Source organism: Bacillus cereus group sp. N31, from assembly GCF_016483245.1.
Taxonomy (GTDB): Bacteria; Bacillota; Bacilli; order Bacillales; family Bacillaceae_G; genus Bacillus_A; species Bacillus_A toyonensis.
In genome coordinates this window covers 1-449 of the sequence record NZ_JAEHCH010000081.1, presented here as the reverse complement: position 1 = coordinate 449, position 449 = coordinate 1, and the positions used below count along the sequence as shown (strand labels likewise).

Sequence of the window (449 nt, the reverse complement as noted above, 5' to 3'; positions counted from 1 at the left end):
TTCATGAATACATGGCAAATGCTAGAAAAGATTACTTGGACAAAATCTCAACTGAAATCATCAAAAACCACGATGTTATCGGTATAGAGGATTTGCAAGTATCGAATATGTTAAAGAATCATAAGTTAGCAAAAGCGATTAGTGAGGTATCATGGTCACAGTTTCGAACTATGTTGGAATATAAGGCAAAATGGTACGGTAAACAAGTCATTGTCGTATCGAAAACATTTGCTTCAAGCCAATTATGTTCTTGTTGTGGATATCGAAACAAAGACGTTAAGAATCTCAACCTACGTAAATGGGACTGCCCTTCTTGTCTTACACACCATGATAGGGATATTAACGCAAGTATCAATTTAAAGAATGAAGCGATAAGGCTTCTAACCGCAAGGACTGCGGGGTTAGCCTAATAAATTAGAGTTCGATAGAACTCTTTACTTAGGAATCCC

General features: G+C 36.7%; 1 protein-coding gene. It reads left to right on the top strand.

From position 1 onward, the window contains the following. Positions 1 to 410 (top strand): RNA-guided endonuclease TnpB family protein (locus JDS81_RS29825; protein ID WP_199688690.1); only part of this gene is annotated, 410 nt, incomplete at its 5' end. Positions 411 to 449 lie beyond the last annotated feature (39 nt).